Origin of the sequence: Acidovorax sp. T1, assembly GCF_002176815.1 — a bacterium.
In the GTDB taxonomy this organism is placed as follows: Bacteria; Pseudomonadota; Gammaproteobacteria; order Burkholderiales; family Burkholderiaceae_C; genus Acidovorax.
Map to the genome: position 1 here is coordinate 570,115 of NZ_CP021648.1, position 19,045 is coordinate 589,159.

Below are 19,045 nucleotides of genomic sequence, written 5' to 3' on the forward strand. Positions count from 1 at the left end.
GCAGGGTGTGAGCGCTTGCGCAGCGGTTGGTTCCGGTGCTCCGGTGCGCTTTGGCAGGCCACGCCGGGCGTTGGGCACCCTGCGCGTGGCGCGGCCAGATGTGTCACCGCTATTGTGTCGCCAGGTTGAGCTGGGCCTGGGGCGTCCATTTGTCGTCCGCCCCGGTGGTTTTGGGTGCGGCCAGGAACAGGCGCTCGTCGGGCAGCTTTTGCTCGGCCAGATAGGCCTTGACGGCCTGGCCGCGGTGCGTGGCCAGCTCGGTGGCCAGGTCTTCGGTGGCGGCGGGCAGGTGGGCCAGCAGCAGTGCCTCCATCTCGGGCACGGGCAGGTCCTTGGCCATGCCCACCAGGTTGCGCGGCTTGGGCATGTCGGCGCGGCGGTACACCTCCTTGAGCAGAGCCGGGTATTCGGCGGCCTGCACAGGGGTGGTGTCGGCAGGGGTTGCACGGCGCTTGGCGGCGCGCACCAGCTCTTGCAGGCGCTCGCGCTGGATGGCGTCGCGCTCGCGCTCCAGACTGGCCGTGCCGGTCACGGTGATCTTGAGCGCGGGCCGCTCGGTCAGCGCCTTGGCCACCTTGTCCAGGCCCTGCCGGGCCTCGGGCGTGAGGGTGGCGCTGCCCGGGGCAAAGGCCACGGTGCTCAGTTCGTCACCGCCGCCAAAAGCGCGGGCCAGCAGGCTGAACGGGGCGGTAATGGCCTTGCCGATCAGGTTGACGATGATCTTGAAGATGACGGGGCCGATGCGAAATTGCGGGTCGTTCAGCGAGCCGCTGATGGGCAGGTCGAGGTCGATCACGCCTCGGCTGTCAGACAGCAGGGCCACGGCCAGCTTCACCGGCAGGCTGTTGGGGGCGCCCTCCACGGGGTCGCCGAACGTGAGCTGGTTGAGCACCAGCTTGTTGCTGGCCGTGAGCTGGCCGTTGGGCAGCACCTTGTAAGAGACATCCATGCTGAGCTTGCCGCGCTCGATGCCGTGGCCCGCGTATTTCACCGAATAGGGCGTGAGCGGCGGCAATTCGAGGTCGCGCACCTTGCCCTGGATATCGAGCGCCAGCGGCTTGGCCAGCGGGTTGAGCTTGCCGGTGATTTCCAGCGACGCCGAGCCTTCGGCGCGGCCGCGCAGTTCCAGGTCGGCCAGCACGGGCTCGCCGCCCGGCGGCTGGGACGAGAACGCGCTGAGCTTGCCGGTCAGCTCGGTCAGGTCGGCCGAATAGTTGGGCTTGATGAAGTAGTCCGAGAACAGCACCTTGCCGTTGACCAGGCTCACCGGGCCGAACACCACCACCGGCGCCAGCGGGTCGGGCGGCAGGGGGGCGCTGGCCGATGCGGTGGCGGTGGCTGTGTTTGCGGGCGTGTCGGGGGGCGTATCAGGGGCAGCGGCCACGGGGGCGGGTGGCGCGGGCGTGGCGGTGGGCGCCTGGTTGTTGACCTCGGCCGGGCTTTTGGCGATGTCGCTCAGGTTGATCCGGCCGTTTTCGTTGATGGCGATGCGCGCATAAAAGTCGGCCAGGCTGGTTTCCTTCACCTCCACGCGGGGGGCGGTGTTGGGCGCCAGGGCCACGGAGAGGCCGCGCAGGCCCAGGCTCTTCCAGGCCAGCAGTTCCTCGCCCACCTGCTCGGCGGTCTTGGGCGTGGCGGCGGCCGTGCTGTTGGCGCGCAGCGCGTCGATGGCGGCATCGCCGTTCAGGCGCAGCGTGGTCCCGCGCGGGCTTTGGGACATCGCCACCTGGCCGCGAAAGCCCACGTCGGCGCGCAGCAGTTCGATGGCGAAGCGGTCTGCCAGGTAGCCGTCGAGGGCGTGCAGGGGCAGGCGGCTGGCCTCCAGGCGGCCTTGCGTGGCAAAGGGCTGGGGCGTGAGCGTGCCCCGGTAGTCCAGCTTGCCGGCGTTGCCCCCGAATTCGAGTTTGCCGGCGTTGCCCCGGCGTGCAGCCACCTGGGCCGACAGGTGGAACGCTTCGGGCTTGCGGCCGTCCGGGGCCAGGTTGCGGGCCTGCAGGCTCAGCGCCGACAGGTTCAGCGCCACGGGGCGGGGCTGGGCGCGGTCGGCAAAGGCCACGCTGCCCTGGTCCACGTTCAGCTCGCCCAGGCGCACGCGCCAGGCGGGCGCTGCCGCCGTGGTGCTGCTGGCGGGCTTGGTGGCAGGCGTGGTGGCGGGTGCGGCCTTGAGCCAGCGCTCGAACATCCAGCGGCCGTCGGCGGCGCGCTCCACCGTGGCCTGGGGCTGGGTGATGCTCAGGCGCGCTATGTCCACGGTGCGGGTGTCCAGATTCAGCTTCAGGCCGTCCAGGCCCAGCTTGCCCACGCTGGCCAGCGCGGTCTTGCCCTGTTGCAGCGCCAGTTGCTCCAGCGCCAGGGGGCCTGCGGAGAGGGTGATACCCGTGGCGCCTGCCTTGGCGGCGTCGCCAGCGGGGGCTTGCCACTGCACGGCCATCTCGCCGCTGACCTGGCCGGTCAGCGCGGGCTCCAGCGTCTGCGCCAGGTAGGGCGCGGCCAGTTGCAGGGGCAGGGCCTGGGCCGACAGGTTCACCTCGGCGGCGCGGTCGGTGGCCTGGCCCTTGAAGGCCAGGGTGTTGCCCTGCGGGCTTTGCGTGCTGCCCCGCAGGCTCTGCGTGCTGCTTTGCACGCCCAGCGCGCCCGTGAAGGTGAGCGGCGCCTTGAACGGAAACGCCACATCGGCCACATCCAGCGTGAAGTCGGTGGCCTGCAGCGCGGCGGCGGGCCGGGTGCTCTGGTCGGTCCAGCGCAGCTGGCCGTGGCGCACGGCGGCCTGCGCCACGGCCACGGTCCAGCCGGGGGGGGCGGCGGGTGGAGTTGCGCTGCTGGCGGGGGGCTGGGCGGCTGGTGCGGCAGGCGGTGTGGGTTTGGCGGTGGGGGATGCCGCCGGTGCGGCCAGTTGTGCGAGGTTGATCTCGCCTTTGGCATTGCGCGTGGCCGTCACGATGGGCGATGCCAGCTCCACGCGGGCCAGGCGCACCACCTGGTCGAGCGGTCGCACATCGGCCATGTCCACCGTGAGGCGCTCGTAGGACAGCAGGGGTTGCTGGTGGCGATCGGTGATCTGCACCTTGCGCGTCTGCACCTGGCCCGACAGCGTCACGGCCAGGCGGGGTGCCTGCTCGAACGCCACCTTCAGGTCCAGGTCGAGGACGGCGCCCTGCACGCGCACCGGCAGGCTGGCGGGCAGGTAGGGCAAATAGGGTGCCAGATCCAGCCCCTCCCACTTCACCGTGGCGTCGCCCTTGCCGGTTTGGGTAAACGGCGTGGCCTGCGCCGACGAGTCAAACCGGCTGCCGTCCACTTCGAAAGACAGGTGCGGCTCGACCTGGATCTCGCGCTGTGCGGGCAGGGTGCTGATGAAGGGCACTTTGAGGGCCAGCTGGCGCACGGCGTGGGTTTTGTCCACCGTGCGGTCGTCAAAGTCGATGGCGCCGCCGGTCAGCGTGAGGTTGTGCAGCGCCAGCCGGGCGGGGCCGCTGGCGGGTTTGTCGGTGGGGGCGGTGAGCCGGGCCAGGATGTCGTCCACGTCGTAGTGGCCGTCGGCCAGGTGCGTAAGCCGCAGATGGGGCGCGTCGATCGCGAGGGCGTCCACCACCGGCGCCAGGCGCAGCAGTGACTGCAGCTCGGCATCGGCATAGATGCGCGCAATGCTCAGCTGCGGCGGGCCGCCCTGGGCGCCGCCGATGGCGATGTCGCGCAGGGTGACTTCCAGCGTCCAGGGCTTGAACTCGATGGCCCCCACGGTGACGGGGCGGCCCAGCTGTTCGCTGGCGATGCGCTCCAGCGGGCCCTTGACCAGCGCCGGCACCGACAGCCAGCTCAGCAGCCACAGCAGCAACAGCGCCAGCAAGGCCCACAGGCCCCGGCGAACCCAACGGTGGTGGCGTAATGTGGCGAGCGACGTGAGGGCAAGGGGCTGGGGCATGGGGCTGTCGGGCAATGTGGAGCGAAAGGGGGCGCAAAGCCCGTCGGACCGGCGGCGCGGGCTTTGCACAGGCCGGATTATCCGCGCGTGCCGCTGCTCCACTACCATGGCAGGCATGACCGCCGCTGCCACCCCACCCCTGCCGTCGCGCCTCTGGGCCGACCTTTCCACCCGCGATTTCACCCGGCTGCTTGCCAGCGGCCAGGCCCGGCAGACGGTGGCCGTGCTGCCCGTGGCGGCCATCGAGCAGCATGGGCCGCACCTGCCGCTGTCGGTGGACGCCACGCTGCTGCAGGGCGTGATCGACGCCGCCCTGCCGCTGCTGCCGGCTGCGCTGCCCGCGCTGTTCCTGCCGCCGCAGGTGGTGGGCCTGAGCCCTGAGCACATCCGTTTTCCGGGCACGCTCACGCTGTCGCCGGCCACGGTGATCGCGCTGTGGACCGAGATTGGCGAATGCGTGGCGCGCGCCGGGGTGAAAAAGCTGTTGCTGTTCAACGGCCATGGCGGCCAGGTCAGCGTGATGGACATCGTGGCGCGCGAATTGCGCACGCGCTGCGGTCTGCTGGTGTACAGCGCCAGCTGGTTCAGCCTGCCGCTGCCCGATGCGGTGGCCGGCCAGTTCAGCGCCGAGGAGCACCGCTTTGGCATCCATGCGGGCGAGATCGAGACCTCGATGATGCTGCACCTGGCGCCCGCCACGGTGCACATGGAGCACGCGCGCGATTTCCGCTCCACCTCGCAGGACCGCGCCGAGCGCTACGCCATCCTGGGCAACGGCAAAAGCGCCAAGCTGGGCTGGCAGATGCAGGACTACCACGTCGCTGGCGCGGTGGGCAATGCAGCCGCCGCCACGGCCGACAAGGGCCGCGCGGTGGTGGACGCCGCCGCGCAGCAACTGGTGCGGCTGCTGCAGGAACTGCACGATTTGCCGCTGACCACCCTGGTGGAGGGCCCTGGGGGCCTGGCCGAATAGTGGGGTTTGGGTGTTTTGGGTGCTTTTGGCCTCTAGCGCTTATCCAGCCAGCGCAAGCAGCTCTTGTTTTGATAGTGGCTGACTACATTACCCGCCCGAACCACCACACCGACAACCCGGCGGCCAGCACCGCCAGCGCGGCGCCCGCCAGCGCCAGCAGGGCCGAGATTTCGGTTTCGCGTTTTTCCACCGTGAGGCGCGAACTCAGCGTTTCATACACCTTCTTCAGGTCGGCGGCCGTGGCGGCGTGGAAATATTCGGCCTGGGTGCGCAAGGCCACGGCCTTGAGGGTTTCTTCATCGAGCCGCACGCGCATCGACCAGCCCTCGAAACCAATGGTTTCGCCCTGCACCGTGCCCACGCCCACGGTGTACACGCGCACGCCCCGGTCGGCGGCCCACTGGGCGGCTTCGAGTGGATCGACGCCGGTGGTGCGCTGGCCGTCGGTCAGCATGATGATGGCGGCCGAGTTGTAGGAGCCGGGGGCCACCGGCGTGAAGGTCTTGACCGGATCCTGCTTGGTGACCTCGTCGAGCGAGCGCGCGCGCATGGCCTGGCGCCCGCCCAGGGCCGCGATGTCGATGCCCGCATCGGGGAACAGCGTGGCCAGCGCCAGCATGATGCCGTTGCCCGTGGCCGTGCCGCGCTGCAGCTGAAAGCTGTCGATCGCCTTGACGAGGTCTTCATGGCTCTGGGTGGGCAGTTGCGCCAGCTGCGCGCTGCCCGCAAACGCCACGATGCCCACGCGCACATGGCGCGGCAGCTCGGCGATGAAGGCCTTGGCGGCGTTTTGCGCGGCGGTGATGCGGTCGGGCTCCACGTCGGCGGCGCGCATGCTGCCCGATACATCCATGGCCAGCATGATGGTCTGCTGCTCCGAGGGCAGCGTGATGACGGCCAGCGGGCGCGCCGCCGCCAGCAGCAGGGCCACCAGCGCCAGCAGAAAGAGCGCGGGCGGGATATGGCGGCGCAGGCGCTGGCCGGGGCCGAGCGCCGCGCGCACCAGCCCGAGGCTGGGGTAGTTCAGCGCCTGCTGCTTGCGCCGGTGCAGCAGCCAGGCATACAGCGCCACCAGCAGCGGCACCGCCAGCAGCAGCCAGAGCAGGGTGGGCCAGAGAAAAACCATGGTCGGGTGTCCTTGGGTTTGTCGATGTCAGGCAGCGGCTTGCCCGGCCGGCACGGTGATGGCGCGGGGGCTGGGTTTGAAAGCGCGCAGCCGCGGGCCGGCGCGGCGCTGGCGCAGGTCCATGAAGCGCAGCAGGGCGTCGATCAGGTCGTCATCGGTGCGCAGCTCCAGCGTGTCGGCGCCCGCCGCGGCCAGGCCGGTGCGCAGGGTGGCCTCGCGCTCGGCGGCCAGGCGGGCAAAGCGCTGGCGGAAGGCCTTGTCGTGCGTGTCGACCTGCAGTTGTTCGCCGGTTTCGGCGTCGCGCAATAGCACCAGGCCCAGGTCGGGCAGTTCGAGTTCGAGCGGGTCGAACAGGCGCACGGCCACCACGTCGTGGCGCAGCGCCAGCTGGGCCAGCGGCTTTTCCCAGCCGGGCGCGCTGATGAAGTCCGACACCACGAACACCGTCGAGCGCCGGCGAATGCCGCCCAGCCCTGCCTGCAGCAGCAAGCCCAGCTGCGTGCCGCCTGCAGGCTGGCCGGTGGCGGGCTGCAGCAACTGGTGCATGAGCTGCAATACCTGCGTGCGGCTGCTGCGCGGGGGCAGCACGGCATCCACCCCGCGCACGCCGCCGCGGCCAGTGCCATACAGCAGGGCGCCCACGCGGTTGCCGTGGCGGGTGAGCAGGCGCGCCAGCACGGCCACAAAGCCGGTGAGGATGTCGCGCTTGGCGTGGCCCTGCGGGCCAAAGTGGATGGAGGGGCTCAGGTCCAGCAGAAACCAGGCCGACATTTCGCGGTCTTCGGTGAACACGCGCACATGGGGCGTGTTCAGGCGGGCCGTGACGTTCCAGTCGATGTGGCGCACATCGTCGTGGGGCTGGTACTCGCGCAGGTCGGCCAGATCCAGCCCGCTGCCGCGCACCAGGGTGCGGTAGTCGCCCTGCAGCAGGCCGTCGAGCCGCCGGATGACATGCCACTCCAGGTGCCGCAGCAGGCGGTCGGCCTGGCCAGGCACGCTGGGCAGGGGTTGCCCGGTGGCGGGTTCAGGCGGCTTTTTGCTCATGGTGAGGGCCCGAGCCGTTTTGCAGGTGCTGCAATGGCCGTGCAGGCGCCGGTATCCTGGCCATGATGCGGGCAATCAGCGCATCGGCATCCAGCCCGTCCGACAGCGCCTCGTACGACAGCGACAGCCGGTGGCGCAGCACGTCAGCTGCCAGGTCGGTCATGTCTTCGGGCAGCACGTAGGCGCGTCCGCGCAGCATGGCCAGGGCCTGCGCGCCTTCGGCCAGGCAGATGGTGGCGCGCGGGCTGGCGCCGCAGGCAATGAACTGCGCAATGTCGCTGATGCCGTGCTGTGCGGGCGCCCGCGTGGCCGCCACCAGCTGCACCGCATATTGCAGCAGCGACGGGTCCACATACACGCTGCGGCACTCGGCCTGCAGGGCCGACAGCTGCGCCGTGGTGGCCACGGGCAGCACCTGCACGGGCGCATCGAGCGCGCGCTGGGCAATCACGAACTCTTCTTCCTCGGTGGGGTAGTCGAGCAGCACCTTCATCATGAAGCGGTCCACCTGCGCTTCGGGCAGGGCGTAGGTGCCTTCGGTCTCGATGGGGTTTTGCGTGGCCATCACCAGAAAGGGCTCGGGCACCTTGTGGGTCTCGCCGGCAATCGTGACCTGGCGCTCCTGCATCACCTCCAGCAGGGCGCTTTGCACCTTGGCGGGGGCGCGGTTGATTTCGTCAGCCAGCAGCAGGTGGGTGAACACCGGGCCCAGCGATGTGCTGAACTCGCCCGTCTTCTGGTTGTACATGCGCGTGCCCACCAGGTCGGCGGGCACCAGATCGGGCGTGAACTGGATGCGCTTGAAGCTGCCCTGGATGGTGCTGGCCAGCGTCTTGACGGTAAGCGTCTTGGCCAGGCCGGGCACGCCTTCGACCAGCAGATGGCCCTGGGCCAGCATGGCGACCATCACGCGTTCGAGAAAGCGGTCTTGCCCGACCACGACGCGCTTGACCTCGTAGAGCACCTGCTCCATCAGCGTGGCGGTGGATGCGGCAGCAGGGGGTGTTGCGGTGGGTGTCATGGCGTCCTTGCAGAAACGGGTGGAAACTAAAACGGCGGCATGCCCACGGCTGCAGCGGCGTTTTCAATGGGCACGGCAAAGCCGATGCCGATGAAGGTGCGGGCCTCGGTGGGGTTGAGGATGGCGGTGACGATACCCACCACCTCGCCGTCCATGGTGACCAGCGGGCCGCCCGAGTTGCCGGGGTTGGCTGCCGCGTCGAACTGGATCAGGTTGGTCAGCGGTCGATTGCCTTCGGGCGATTCGAATTCCCGGTCCAGGCCCGACACCACGCCCGCCGACACCGACGGCCCGATGCCGAAGGGAAACCCGATGGCCACCACCTGGTCTCCCGCCCGCAGGTCTTGCGTGGAGCGCAGGGTCGCGGCGGCCAGGTCGTCGGGCACCTTGTGGGCCTGCAGCACGGCCAGGTCGTTTTCGGGCTGGGCGCCGGTGACGCTGGCGGTGGTCTCCAGCCCGTCGTGGAAGGTGATGGTGATGCGGCTGGCGCCCTGCACCACATGCAGGTTGGTGAGGATGATTCCCGAATCCACAATCACCACGCCGGTGCCCACACCGCGCTCGATCTCGGCCTTGCCGTTCTTGCTGCGCATGTAGCCCACCACGCGCACCACCGACGGCGCCACGGCCTCCACCGCTGCTGCGGCGGGCGATGGCAAGGTGGTGGTTTCCAGGGTGCGCAGCACGGCGGCGTCGATGTCGTCCTGCGTGATGCGGCGCGGCGCCGCGCCCGGGTGCAGCCACAGGCTGGCCAGCAGCAGCGCGGTGAGCACCACCACGGCCGCCCACAGGGCGCGCAGGCGGTTGCGCTGGGCGGTGGTGGCTGTGGATGGTGCGGAAGCTTGCGCCAGCGATGGCGACGGCTCCGGCGTGCTTGCGGATTCGGCCGCCGGTTCTGCCGGGCGCCGGGTGGGGCGGGAACTGCTGTAGAGGGCGGGCCGGGGCATCCTGTCACCTTCTGGTTCCATGGCCATTTCCTGTCCCGGCGCGCATGCGCATGGGGCTGCGGGCGCCGCGCCGGTGCTGGCGCGCGGGGGTGAGGAAAAGGCATGTCGCGCCAGGGCGTGGCGCACGGTTTTGACAGTAGCACGGATCGCTCATTTGTGCACCCGCTGTCTGCCATGGCGCGCTGGGCGCGCCGGCCGCTGTGGGGCGGGCGCGGGTGCGGCATCATGGCGGCATGCCTTTTTTTATCGACACGCATTGCCACCTGGACGCCGCCGAGTTCGCCGCCGACCGCGACGCCGTGCGCCAGCAGGCCGCTGCCGCGGGCGTGGCGCATTGCGTGATTCCGGCGGTGGAGCGCGCCAACTGGGACGCCGTGCGCCAGCTGGCGCACCGCCATGGCGACAGCTACGCCCTGGGCATTCACCCGCTGTACACCGCGCGGGCGGCCGATGCCGACCTGGCGCTGCTGGCCCAGGCGCTGGAGCAGCACCGCCACGACCCGCGCCTGGTGGCCATCGGCGAAATCGGGCTGGATTTTTTTGCCGATGGCCTTGACCCCGCGCGGCAGGAGCAGTTCTACCGCGCGCAGCTGCAGCTGGCGCGCCGCTTCGATCTGCCGGTGATCCTGCATGTGCGCCGCTCGGCCGACAAGCTGCTCAAGGGCCTGCGCGACACAGCCGTGCCTGGCGGCATCGCCCACGCCTTCAATGGCAGCCTGCAGCAGGCCCAGGCGTTCATCGCGCTCGGCTTCAAGCTGGGGTTTGGCGGCGCGGTGACTTATGACCGGGCGCTGCAGTTGCGCCGGCTGGCGGCCGCGCTGCCCGAGTCGGCCCTGGTGCTGGAAACCGACGCGCCCGATATCCCGCCGCACTGGCTTTACGCCACTGCGGCGCAGCGCGCTGCCGGGCAGCCGCAGGGGCGCAACGCCCCGGCCGAGCTGCCGCGCATCGCCGCGGTGGTGGCGGGCCTGCGCGGCCTGCCGTTGGCGGCACTGGCGCGCGGCACCACCGCCAATGCCTGCGCGGCGCTGCCGCGGCTGGCCGGGCGGGTGCAGGAAGTTTGAGGTGTTTTTGGCCGCTGGCGCTTTCCAGATAAGCGCTGGTAGCTATTTATTTGATAGTGACCGAGGTGTGTGTTGGATTTCAGGCCAGAATGGGCGCATGAAGGAAAACAAGGCGGCTGTGGGCCGGCCCACCCGACCCCGCGATGTGCACAGCCCGCTCCAGCCGCCCGGCGGCGAGCGCCTGACGGGGCTGGCGCCCGTGGTGTCCGAACGCACGGTGGTGCTGGTGCTGGGCAGCTTTCCGGGCGCGGCCTCGCTGCGGGCGGGGCAATACTATGCGCACCCGCAAAACCATTTCTGGCGCATCCTGCAGGCGCTCTGGCCGCAGCACCCGCTGCCCGGCGCAGCGCACTATGGCGAGCGCTGCGACTGGCTGCTGGCGCGCGGGCTGGGCCTGTGGGACGTGTACGCCAGCTGTGAGCGGGTGGGCAGCCTGGACACCCGCATCCGCAATGCGCAGGTCAACGACTTTGCCAGCCTGCGCGCGCGCTGCCCCCGGCTGGCGGCCATCGCCCACAATGGCGGGGAAAGCTTCAAGCATGCGCGCAGCACGGCCTTGCTGGGGGTGGCGGTGCACCGGCTGCCTTCCACCAGCCCGGCCAATGCGTCGTGGAGTTTTGAACGTAAATTGAACGCCTGGGCCGAACTGCTGGCCCGGCATGGATTGGTGTGAATGGCCCGCAATAAAAAGACCGAAGTTGAACTGCCCGAAGTGAGCGTCTCTGACGATGGCGAGGTGCGCCACCTGCACCTGGGCACGCCCTGGATCCAGGGCTCCATGCGCGTGGCCGAGCCGTTCGAGATCGAGTTGCAGTATGTGCAGCGCATGATGGCCTGGCTGCTGTTTGTTGAGCCCGCCAGTGTCACCAAGCGCCACGCCATGCAGTTGGGGCTGGGGGCCGGGGCCATCACCAAGTTTTGCCACAAGAAACTGCGCCTGTGCACCACCGCCATCGAGCTCAACCCGCAGGTGCTGGCGGTGTGCCGCCAGTGGTTCAAGCTGCCGCCCGATGGCCCCAAGCTGCGCGTGGTGCTGGCCGATGCGGCCGAGGAAATCCGCAACCCGATGTGGCTGGGCACCGTGGACGCCCTGGCGGTCGATCTGTACGACCACGAAGCCGCGGCGCCGGTGCTAGACAGCCCCGCTTTTTATGCCGACTGCCGCGCGTTGCTGACCGAGGACGGCTGCATGACCGTGAACCTGTTTGGCCGGGCGTCGAGCTTCGAGCGCAGCCTCAAGAGCATGGCCAGCGCCTTTGGCGAAGACGCCCTGTGGGCCTTCAAGCCCACCCGCGAGGGCAACACCGTGGTGCTGGCGCAGCGCACGCCCAGCCGGCCCAAGCGCACCGAGCTGGCCGCGCGGGCCGAGGCCATCCAGGCGCGCTGGGACATCCCTTCGGCCAAATGGCTGCGCGTGTTCAAACCCGTGGCGGGCTGACCGTCCGCCGCTCCGCCTCGCCATTGAACTGAACACCGAAGCCCCTGATGAAAACCTTCACCGAATTCCCCGCGCCCGCTGCGCCTGCGGCCCATGCGGGTCCGCTGGACTGGCGCAGCATGGTGGGCTGGCTGCGCTCCGATGGCGTGATCTCGCCGCAAGAGGCGCACCGCACCATCGCCCGCTGCTCGCAGGCCGAAAGCTCGCAGCATCCGCTGGTGCGGCTGGCCAGCGTCGCCATGGCGCGCGCCAGCGATGGCAAGCCGCTCGATATTGAATCGCTGACCGAATACCTGGCCCAGCGCGCCGGGCTGCACTACCTGCGCATCGATCCGCTCAAGGTGGACGTGGGCCGCGTGGCCGACACCATGAGCGCCTCGTATGCCGAGCGGCACAAGGTGCTGCCGGTGCAGGTGACGGCCAAGGAGGTGGTGGTGGCCACGGCCGAGCCCTTCATCGACGACTGGGTGGCCGAGGTGGAGCGCCAGTCGCGCCGCACGGTGCGCCGGGTGGTGGCCAACCCGCAGGATATTCACCGCTTCACGGCCGAGTTTTTTGCGCTGGCCAAATCGGTGCGGGCGGCGCAGAAGGCGGGCGGCAACTCGGGGGGCAGCAGCTTTGAGCAGCTGGTGGAGCTGGGCCAAAGCAACAAGCAGCTCGATGCCAACGACCAGGGCGTCGTGAAGGTGGTGGACTGGCTGTGGCAATACGCGTTTGATCAGCGCGCCAGCGACATCCACCTGGAGCCGCGCCGCGAGCAGGGCGTGATCCGCTTTCGCATCGATGGCGTGCTGCACCCGGTCTACCAGATGCCCATGGGCGTGCACAACGCCATGGTGTCGCGCATCAAGCTGCTGGGCCGCATCGACGTGGTGGAAAAGCGCCGCCCGCAGGACGGCCGCATCAAGACCCGCAACCAGCGCGGCGACGAGGTGGAAATGCGCCTGTCCACGCTGCCCACGGCGTTTGGCGAGAAGATGGTGATGCGGATTTTTGACCCCGACAACACCGTCAAGGATCTCGACGCGCTGGGCTTCGCACCGCACGACGCGCAGCGCTGGGAGCAGCTCGTCAAGCGCCCGCACGGCATCATCCTGGTGACCGGGCCCACCGGCTCGGGCAAGACCACCACGCTGTACGCCACCTTGAAGCGCGTGGCCACCGAAGAGGTGAACGTGAGCACCGTGGAAGACCCGATCGAAATGATCGAGCCCAGCTTCAACCAGACGCAGGTGCAGCCGCAGCTCGACTTCAACTTCGCCGAAGGCCTGCGCGCCCTGATGCGCCAAGACCCGGACATCATCATGGTGGGCGAAATCCGCGATCTGGAAACCGCCGAGATGGCTATCCAGGCCGCGCTCACGGGCCACCTGGTGTTCTCGACGCTGCACACCAACGATGCACCCTCGGCCATCACCCGCATGATGGAGCTGGGCGTGCCGTCGTATCTGATCAACGCCACGCTGCTGGGCGTGCTGGCCCAGCGGCTGGTGCGCACGCTGTGCAAACAGTGCAAGCAGCCCGATACGTTGGCCACCCCCGAGGCGCTGGTCGAGGTGGTCAAGCCCTGGAAGATCACGGGCGCCTACCAGCCCTACAAGTCTGTGGGTTGCGTGGATTGCCGCATGGGGGGCTTTCTGGGGCGCATGGGGCTTTACGAACTGCTGACGGTGAGCGAGGCGCTCAAGGACAAGATCACCCAGGCGCCTTCGATCGAGGTGCTGCGCCGCCAGGCGGTGGCCGACGGCATGCGCCCCTTGCGCCTGGCCGGCGCCCTGCGGGTGGCCGAAGGGCTGACCACGCTGGACGAGGTGATTGCGGCGACGCCGCCGCTCGATTGATCAAGTCGGGGTAAACCCGCACTCACCCAGGGCGCCGCACCGCAGCGGGCGGCGATTGTGACGGGATGTAGGTGGAATCCACATCGCTATGCGCCCACATTCCCCGCACAATCCCGTGGTTGAGATTCCGCCAAGGAGACATTCGTGAAAATCAAGAGTCAAAAAGACTTTTTTGCCGGCCTCATGTTCATGGGCGTCGGCGTGGCCTTCGCCTGGGGCGCCACAACTTACAACGTCGGCACCGGCGCCCGCATGGGACCGGGCTATTTCCCCCTGTTGCTGGGTATTTTGCTGGCCATCATCGGCGGCGTTATTACGTTCAAGGCCACCGTGGTGGAAACCGTGGACGGTGAAAAGATCGGCAAATGGGCCTGGAAGCCGCTGTTCTTCATTCTGGCCGCCAACTTTGCCTTCGGCATTTTGCTGGCCGGCCTGCCCAGCCTGGGTATTCCCGCCATGGGCCTGATCGTCGGCATCTATGCGCTGACCTTCATTGCCAGCCTGGCAGGCAACGAGTTCCATGCGAAGTCGGTGTTTGTACTTGCCACGGTGCTCGCCGTGGGCAGCTATGTGGCATTCGTCTGGGCGCTGAAGCTTCAGTTCCCGGTGTGGCCCAGTTTTATTTCCGGTTAAGGCAGGAGCACCCACACTATGGAATTGTTTGACAACCTGGCGCTCGGCTTCGGCGTCGCCTTCACGTTTCAGAACCTCGTTTACTGCTTTGTCGGCTGCCTTTTGGGCACGCTGATCGGCGTGCTGCCTGGCATTGGCCCCGTGGCCACCATCGCCATGCTGCTGCCCGCCACCTACGCGCTGCCGCCCGTGGCGGCGCTGATCATGCTGGCCGGCATCTATTACGGCGCGCAATACGGGGGCTCCACCACCGCCATTTTGGTGAATCTGCCGGGCGAATCGTCCTCGGTGGTGACCGTGATCGACGGCTACCAGATGGCGCGCAAGGGCCGGGCAGGGCCCGCGCTGGCGGCGGCTGGCCTGGGCTCGTTCTTCGCCGGTTGCGTGGGCACGCTGATCCTGGCGGCGTTTGCGCCACCGCTGACCGAAGTGGCCTTCAAGTTCGGCCCTGCTGAATACTTCTCGCTGATGACCCTGGGCCTGATCGGCGCCGTGGTGCTGGCCTCGGGCTCGCTGCTCAAGGCCGTGGGCATGATCGTGCTGGGTCTGCTGATTGGTCTGGTGGGTACCGACGTGAACTCGGGCGTGGCCCGCTTCAGCTTTGACATTCCCGAGCTGACCGACGGCATCGGCTTCGTGACCATCGCCATGGGCGTGTTCGGTTATGGCGAAATCATTGCCAACCTCTCGCGCCCCGAAGACGAGCGCGAGGTGTTCACGGCCAAGGTCGAGGGGCTGTTCCCCACGGCCCAGGACTTCAAGCGCATGTTCCCCGCGGTGCTGCGTGGCACGGCCCTGGGCTCTGCCCTGGGCATCCTGCCCGGCGGCGGTGCCTTGCTGTCGGCTTTTGCTGCCTACACCATTGAGAAGAAAACCAAGCTGCACCCCGGCGAAGTGCCCTTTGGCCAGGGCAACATCCGCGGCGTGGCTGCGCCTGAGGCTGCCAACAACGCGGGTTCGCAAACCTCGTTCATCCCGCTGCTGACGCTGGGCATTCCGCCCAACGCCGTGATGGCGCTGATGGTGGGTGCGATGACCATCCACAACATTCAGCCGGGTCCCCAGGTGATGACCAGCAACCCCGAGCTGTTCTGGGGCCTGATCGCCTCGATGTGGATCGGCAATGCCATGCTGGTGATCCTGAATCTGCCGCTGATCGGCATCTGGATCAAGCTGCTCACGGTGCCCTACCGCTGGCTGTACCCGTCCATCGTGCTGTTCTGCGCGGTGGGTGTGTATTCCACCAACAACAACACCTTTGACGTCTGGATGGTGGGTATCTTTGGTCTGATTGGCTACATCTTCCACAAGCTGGGCACCGAGCCTGCGCCCTTGCTGCTCGGCTTGATCCTGGGCCCGATGATGGAAGAAAACCTGCGCCGTGCGCTGCTGCTGTCGCGCGGCGACTGGAGCGTGTTTGTCACGCGTCCGCTGTCGGCCGGCCTGCTGGCGGCTGCTGCCCTGCTGCTCGTCATCGTGCTGCTGCCCGCCGTGAAGAACAAGCGCGAAGAGGCCTTCGTCGAAGACTGAGCCCCTTACCCCGTTCGCCGGTCCCGCAGCGCGGGCCCCGGCTGCAAGCACAGCGGCACCTTCGGGTGCCGTTGCTTTTTGGGGCGGTGACTCGGTGGAAAGGGCGAAGGCCCGGTACACAATGGCGCACCGAGGACCGCATGCAACCACCCAACCGCCCCACGCAGCACCCGCACCGGGTCATGCTGCACAACGAGATCCACGCCCGCCCGCCCGAGGCCCTGGCAGCACCGCTGGCCATTGCCCACATCGTCATGCTGGCCGATGCGGCGGGCCGCGAAGCCAGCCGCGCCCATGTGGCGGCACTGCTGCGCGACCACCACATGGCGCTGCCCGATGCCCAGACCACCCACTTGCGGATGGACCTGGGTGCTTTTCGGCTGCGCTGGGAGCTGCACACCGAGTTCGTCACCTGGACCTTCATGGTCCCGGCGTCCGCCGAGGCCTTTGGCGAGCGCGAGCCCACCAGCGCCATCGATGTGGTTCCACACGAATGGCTGGCCGCCCTGCCGGGCCATTGCCTGTGCAGCCTGAACCTGTGGGTGCTGCCCACGCAGCAGTTTGGCTCGGGCTCGCTGGTCAAGCATGTGCTGCACGAGGACACGCTGGTGGCCTCCACCGTGGCCGACGGGCATGGCGAGCTGTACACCGACTTTGCCATCCACGCCGATGGCTTCTCGCGCATGGTGCTGCTGGCGGGCGGCATGGCGCCGCGCCGCCTGGGCCGCCTGGTGCAGCGCCTGCTGGAGATCGAAACCTACCGCATGGCCGCCCTGCTGGGCCTGCCCGCCGCACGCGAGGCCACCACGGTGCTGGCCTTTGCCGAGCGCGAGCTGGCCGCGCTGGCCGATGCCATCCGCACCGCCAACCGCGATGCCGAGCCCGCGCTGCTCGACCGCCTGACCCGCCTGGCCGGGCAGGTGGAAAGCCAGTACGCAGCCACGCACTCACGCTTTTCGGCCAGCAGCGCCTATTTTGAGCTGGTGGACCGCCGCATTCAGGACATCGCCGAATCGCGCCTGGCGGGCATGCAGACCATCCGCGAGTTCATGGACCGGCGCCTGACGCCCGCGCGCAGCACCTGCGAGTGGGCCACGCGGCGCCAGGATGCGCTGTCGCAGCGCGTCTCGCGCATGAGCAACCTGCTGCGCACGCGCGTCGAGATCGAGCAGCAGCAAAGCAGCCAGGCCCTGCTGGCCACCATGAACCAGCGCCAGGATCTGCAGCTGCAACTGCAGTCCACGGTGGAAGGCCTGTCGGTGGCGGCCATCACCTACTACATCGTCGGGCTGGTGAGCTACCTGGCCAAGGGCGCGCAAAAGCTGGGCTGGCCGCTGTCGTCCGAGACCACGGCGGCCGTGGCGATTCCGGTGGTGGCGGTGGGCGTGTGGTGGTCGCTGCGGCGGCTGCACCACCGGGTGTTCCATGCCCATTGAGGCCCAGCGTGCCCTGGGCGTGCCGCCGATAATGGCCCCATGCCATCCGGCGACTGTCCTTGTATGCGGGCATCCGCTCGGTGGGCGGTGCAGGCCCTTGGGGGAGCGCGCTGCCGGTTTTTGAATGCGTTTGCGTGAGTTTTAAGTAAAAAGTGCCTACAGCCCTATCCCAGCCATCGCAAGCAGCTAGAAAAAATGTAGCAACCGGCCTCTTGCTGGCGCTGTTCGGCGCCATCGCCTTCAGCGGCAAGGCCATCATCGTCAAGCTGGCCTACCGCCATGGCGTGGACGCGGTCACGCTCATCATGTACCGCATGCTGTTCGCGCTGCCCATTTTTGCCGTCATGGCGTGGTGGGCCAGCCGGGGCAAGCCGCCTTTGTTGCGCCGCGACTGGCTGGGCGTGGCGGGCCTGGGCGTCACCGGCTACTACCTGGCCAGTTTTCTCGACTTTGCCGGGCTGGCCTACATCAGCGCCAGCCTGGAGCGGCTCATCCTGTACCTCAACCCCACGCTGGTGATGATGCTCGGCTGGCTGCTGTATGGCCGCCGCATCCGCTGGGGCCAGGCGCTGGGCATGGCCATCAGCTACTGCGGCGTGGTGCTGGTGTTTGGCCTGGAGGCCCAACTGCAGGGCGCCGATGCGGCCTGGGGCACGCTGCTGGTGTTCTTGAGCGCCGTGAGCTATGCCATCTACCTTGTTTACAGCGGCGAGATGGTGCAGCGCATCGGCGCGCTGCGGCTGGTGGGCCTGGCCACCACGGTGGCCTGCCTGTGCTGCCTGCTGCAGTTCGTGCTGCTGCGGCCCCTGAGCGCTGCGGTGGTGGCGCCGGAGGTGATTTGGCTGTCGGTGCTCAACGCCACGCTGTGCACGGCGGCGCCGGTGCTGATGGTGATGATGGCCATCGAGCGCATTGGCGCCGGCATGACTGCGCAGACCGGCATGGTGGGCCCGCTGTCCACCATCTTCATGGGGGTGTGGATTCTGGGCGAGCCCTTCACGCTGTGGGTGGCTGCGGGCACCGCGCTGGTGATGGCCGGCATCTTTGTGTTCACGCGCATGTCGCGCTGAGGCGACGCGGGGGGTGCCCGACCGGGCTGCCAAGCCCCACTTATGATTTGAAACGGCTGCGTGTTGCAGCCAGTCATCGGGAGTTTTTTATGGATATGGGTATCGCGGGCAAGTGGGCGCTGGTGTGTGGCGCCAGCAAAGGGTTGGGGTTTGGCTGCGCGCAGGCGCTGGTGCGCGAAGGGGTGAACGTGGTCATCAACGCGCGCAATGCCGATGCGCTGCAGTTGGCCGCTTCCAAATTAATAGCTGTTAGCGCAGACGCAGCAAGCGCAAGAGGTCAAAATGGCATAAAACCCATGGTACTGGCGGTGCCTGCCGACATCACCACCCCCGAAGGCCGGGCCGCCGTGTTTGCGGTGCCCGGCGGGCCGGGGCGCGACTTCGACATCGTGGTGACCAACGCGGGCGGACCGCCTACCGGCGACTTTCGCGACTGGGACCGCGACGCCTGGATCAAGGCGGTGGACGCCAACATGCTCACGCCCATCGAGCTCATCAAGGCCACGGTGGACGGCATGGCCGCGCGGGGCTTTGGCCGCATCGTCAACATCACCTCCAGCGCGGTGAAGGCGCCGATTGACATCCTGGGCCTGTCCAATGGCGCGCGCAGCGGGCTCACCGGCTTTGTCGCCGGCGCCGCGCGCAGCAAGCTGGCGGCGCAGGGCGTGACCCTGAACAACCTGCTGCCCGGCAAGTTCGACACCGACCGCCTCGCCACCACGCTGGGCGCTGCGGCCACCAAGTCCGGCAAAAGCCTGGACGACGTGCGCCGCGCCCAGCAGGCGCAGATTCCGGCTGGCCGATTTGGCACCCCCGAAGAATTCGGCGCCATCTGCGCATTTTTGTGCAGCGTGCATGCGGGTTACATGACGGGCCAGAACCTGCTGGCCGACGGCGGCGCCTACCCTGGCACGTTCTGACAGCGTTGGGGGTGCTTTGTTTTTGATAGCTGCTTGCGCTTGCCCACAAAGCGCTGGCGGCTGTTTTTATTCAAAACCCT

15 protein-coding genes are annotated in these 19,045 nt (G+C 68.4%); 10 read left to right on the forward strand and 5 right to left on the reverse strand.

What is annotated here, in order from left to right; all coding sequences use genetic code 11:
- Positions 1–109: 109 nt before the first annotated feature.
- Complete coding sequence (locus CCX87_RS02725) at positions 110–3,922, reverse strand: DUF748 domain-containing protein (protein WP_087748141.1); 3,813 nt, start codon at positions 3,920–3,922, stop codon at positions 110–112.
- 115 nt (positions 3,923–4,037) lie between these two features.
- On the opposite strand from CCX87_RS02725, the gene CCX87_RS02730 reads away from it, so the two are divergent.
- On the forward strand, positions 4,038–4,895 hold the full coding sequence (locus tag CCX87_RS02730) for a creatininase family protein (RefSeq protein ID WP_087748142.1): 858 nt from the start codon (positions 4,038–4,040) through the stop codon (positions 4,893–4,895).
- 82 nt (positions 4,896–4,977) lie between these two features.
- Here the strand turns inward: CCX87_RS02730 and CCX87_RS02735 are convergent, their stop codons facing one another.
- The 4 genes from CCX87_RS02735 to CCX87_RS02750 are packed head-to-tail and all read right to left on the reverse strand — an operon-like array spanning position 4,978 to position 9,033.
- Complete coding sequence (locus CCX87_RS02735; RefSeq protein ID WP_087743519.1) at positions 4,978–6,021, reverse strand: VWA domain-containing protein; 1,044 nt, start codon at positions 6,019–6,021, stop codon at positions 4,978–4,980.
- Positions 6,022–6,048: 27 nt separating this feature from the next.
- The gene (locus CCX87_RS02740; RefSeq protein ID WP_087743521.1) at positions 6,049–7,065 is read right to left on the reverse strand and encodes a DUF58 domain-containing protein; all 1,017 of its coding nucleotides are present in this window, start codon (positions 7,063–7,065) and stop codon (positions 6,049–6,051) included.
- A complete protein-coding gene (locus CCX87_RS02745; RefSeq protein WP_087743524.1) occupies positions 7,046–8,086 on the reverse strand; it encodes an AAA family ATPase in 1,041 nt (346 codons plus the stop codon). Before CCX87_RS02745 ends, CCX87_RS02740 begins: the two co-directional genes overlap by 20 nt.
- 26 nt (positions 8,087–8,112) lie before the next feature.
- Positions 8,113–9,033 (reverse strand): S1C family serine protease, encoded by a 921-nt coding sequence (locus tag CCX87_RS02750; RefSeq protein ID WP_087743526.1) that lies wholly within the window; start codon positions 9,031–9,033, stop codon positions 8,113–8,115.
- 233 nt (positions 9,034–9,266) lie between these two features.
- On the opposite strand from CCX87_RS02750, the gene CCX87_RS02755 reads away from it, so the two are divergent.
- The 9 genes from CCX87_RS02755 to CCX87_RS02795 all read left to right on the forward strand — a co-directional run bounded on the left by CCX87_RS02755 (position 9,267) and on the right by CCX87_RS02795 (position 18,965).
- Positions 9,267–10,097, forward strand: coding sequence for a TatD family hydrolase (locus CCX87_RS02755; RefSeq protein WP_087743527.1), 831 nt, complete (start codon positions 9,267–9,269; stop codon positions 10,095–10,097).
- Between the two features lie 97 nt (positions 10,098–10,194).
- On the forward strand, positions 10,195–10,770 hold the full coding sequence (locus CCX87_RS02760; RefSeq protein ID WP_232476467.1) for a DNA-deoxyinosine glycosylase: 576 nt from the start codon (positions 10,195–10,197) through the stop codon (positions 10,768–10,770).
- Positions 10,771–11,535 (forward strand): spermidine synthase, encoded by a 765-nt coding sequence (locus CCX87_RS02765; protein WP_087743529.1) that lies wholly within the window; start codon positions 10,771–10,773, stop codon positions 11,533–11,535.
- 47 nt (positions 11,536–11,582) lie between these two features.
- Positions 11,583–13,376: a GspE/PulE family protein gene (locus CCX87_RS02770; protein ID WP_087743531.1), complete on the forward strand. Its 1,794-nt coding sequence runs from the start codon at positions 11,583–11,585 to the stop codon at positions 13,374–13,376.
- A 144-nt stretch (positions 13,377–13,520) separates the two neighbouring features.
- Positions 13,521–14,009 carry a tripartite tricarboxylate transporter TctB family protein gene (locus tag CCX87_RS02775; protein WP_087743534.1) on the forward strand — a complete coding sequence of 163 codons (489 nt, stop codon included), beginning with the start codon at positions 13,521–13,523 and terminating at the stop codon, positions 14,007–14,009.
- 18 nt (positions 14,010–14,027) lie between these two features.
- Positions 14,028–15,539, forward strand: coding sequence for a tripartite tricarboxylate transporter permease (locus CCX87_RS02780; protein WP_087743535.1), 1,512 nt, complete (start codon positions 14,028–14,030; stop codon positions 15,537–15,539).
- Between the two features lie 140 nt (positions 15,540–15,679).
- Positions 15,680–16,975 carry a DUF3422 family protein gene (locus CCX87_RS02785; protein ID WP_087743537.1) on the forward strand — a complete coding sequence of 432 codons (1,296 nt, stop codon included), beginning with the start codon at positions 15,680–15,682 and terminating at the stop codon, positions 16,973–16,975.
- A gap of 152 nt (positions 16,976–17,127) precedes the next feature.
- The gene (locus CCX87_RS02790) at positions 17,128–18,045 is read left to right on the forward strand and encodes a DMT family transporter (protein WP_087743539.1); all 918 of its coding nucleotides are present in this window, start codon (positions 17,128–17,130) and stop codon (positions 18,043–18,045) included.
- An 89-nt stretch (positions 18,046–18,134) separates the two neighbouring features.
- Positions 18,135–18,965: an SDR family oxidoreductase gene (locus CCX87_RS02795; protein ID WP_087743541.1), complete on the forward strand. Its 831-nt coding sequence runs from the start codon at positions 18,135–18,137 to the stop codon at positions 18,963–18,965.
- Positions 18,966–19,045: the final 80 nt, after the last annotated feature.